The sequence below is a fragment of the bacterium genome (genome assembly GCA_018812485.1).
Taxonomy (GTDB): Bacteria; JAHJDO01; JAHJDO01; order JAHJDO01; family JAHJDO01; genus JAHJDO01.
The window spans coordinates 1-2,139 of sequence record JAHJDO010000162.1 but is presented as its reverse complement, the minus strand read 5'-3'; the positions used below and the strand labels follow the sequence as shown (position 1 = coordinate 2,139).

Sequence of the window (2,139 nt, the reverse complement as noted above, 5' to 3'; positions counted from 1 at the left end):
TTGAATTGCTTGCAGCCAAAGTTTTAAAGTTTGGATTTTTTATTAATTTACGAGCCTCTTTTTTCCAATGACGAAACCTTATTATAGCAGCTATGTGCTTTTCAACTAATGAATCACTGCCTGCTATCAGCAATTTAGTTTTTGGGTTTAGCACCTTATAAAGGCGAGCGGCTCCGTACGCATAAAGAAGAAAAGCAGTATCTACGTTCCAATTTACCTTACCATTTGGTTTCATTAAAGTGCTAAATGATTTTCTGATTTTTAGACGATCAATATCGGATATCAGTTTCATTTCACATCCGGCTGCCATGCAGCTTTCAAGTAAAATATGATGCGTTTTATTTGTAACATAGAATCTAAGAATGGATAACTGAGACAACACAGCACGTAGTTCATCTTTTTTTATACGCCCCGATATCATCCTAAATCTATTAATGCTACGCAATGGATTAGCATGTACTTGTGGTAAATGAGCTACGGTAGGACTGCATTGTGTTATTGCAGTAGATACTTTTTTCAGTGATTGTTTTGAGCTCTTTGTGGGTTTAGAAGCTGAACTTCTTTGTCTCAATGTATTAGACAGCAATAACGGTTTGAGCAAGTTGTCTGTAAAACTCACAAACGATGATACGTTTGCCATATTGCCTGATCCTTTATTAATAAGCCATTCCCTTCCAAAATTGCAGTTTTAGAGCAGCTTGGAGAAAAAATACAATTGAAATCGAAAAATAACATTTGGGCACCTCTAAAAACTTCCTCTGTCATCTTATTTATCGTCATATCCAGAAAAAAGTTGCTAAATAACCGGCCCATAATCCGACACTTGATTTCAACATACTTTCCTCCCTCCCTTGAGGGGAGGGAGTCAGAGGGAGGGTGATGAATGCTCATTTCACTTATTGAGTTAATATCACCCTCACCCTAACCCTCTCCCGTCAAGGGAGAGGGGCAAAGAGGTGTCGGATTATGGTGCTATAAAAATCTAAAATATGAACCGTCAATTTATATCTTAGCACACAATAGTAGTGGGATGATTTCAACTGCTTCATAACCATGTTTTTGAAGGGTTCTTTGAATCGCCTCTATCGGCTCTATTACCATTTCAACTCTTGTTGCCAGGGTTAAAGTTAGTATCACTGTATTGCCATTGAGACGGGGCGCAAAATCATCTATTAGAGCAAGACCTGATATTGGCTTTCTAAAAAGCCTCTCTATACCTAAATTCTTGTCCGGAGCCTCTCCTAATATCGGCAGATTCAATCTTTCTGCCACCATTTTGGCAAATAACACCTCCAAGCCCCAGGTTATTTTTGGTTTGAGAAACGGAACAACTACCGCACCGCTATTAGTTGCCATGTTGAGAAAACATTGATCGATCACATTATTAAGCTGAGCTTCCAAAAAAGCCCAAATCCTCTCATCCCCTTTTTTGGCTTTATTGAATATTCTCCTATCCAAAGCAAAAGAGGTCAGGTTGACAGCCGGTGGAATGAGATCGTGACGAAAAGATTCAGCATTTGAAGCCACATTCGTTTTCTTCATTTTTTTAGTTGTTCTTTCATTAATCCTCACCAGAGTGTTACCATCCTTTACAAGATCGACAAACATGCCCTCCCCGGTTTTCACTCTTACAATTTCATTTTTAAAGATAGCGATATAACCCGAGTTTCTATTAATTGACAGGCCTCCTTCGAGGCTATCATTTGATGAAGGTATTTTTTCTGGAGAGATAAAAATGACAGCATCTCCCCTGAAACTCACATATGGCAAAACAGCAAGGGGTGAATCATCACCACGGTGTTTGGATATCACGAATACGCCCTGGCCATCTATAGTAACAACCCTGCTGCCAAAAACCATTTCATCCGTGACCTCTGGCATGGCATATGGCCGCTTGATGGCAGAACTTGCAAGAATTGGATTTGCGACAGGAAACTGTTGACCAATCTCGACATGAAGTGCTGATTTTTCTTCTACGCCAAAAGAAGATGATCCTAAATTTGGATTTTCACCAGGTGATGTACTTGGAGAGAAAGAACCTGAAACCGGTTTCTGAAATTTCGAACCTACTACTTTATTCATCTTGGCCTCCTGATCATGTTGTTTGTGGAACAAAGCAAGCTGCTCCTATATAAAGCG

At 39.5% G+C, this 2,139-nt stretch carries 2 protein-coding genes; both read right to left on the bottom strand.

Annotation, left to right across the window (positions count from 1 at the left end):
- Window positions 1-640, bottom strand: a 640-nt coding sequence (locus KKC91_12750; protein MBU0479411.1) for a hypothetical protein, incomplete at its 3' end; no start/stop codon positions are given.
- Window positions 641-1,002: 362 nt separating this feature from the next.
- Entirely contained in the window at window positions 1,003-2,082 is a 1,080-nt protein-coding gene (locus KKC91_12745) for a hypothetical protein (protein MBU0479410.1), read from the bottom strand.
- Between the last annotated feature and the right edge of the window lie 57 nt (window positions 2,083-2,139).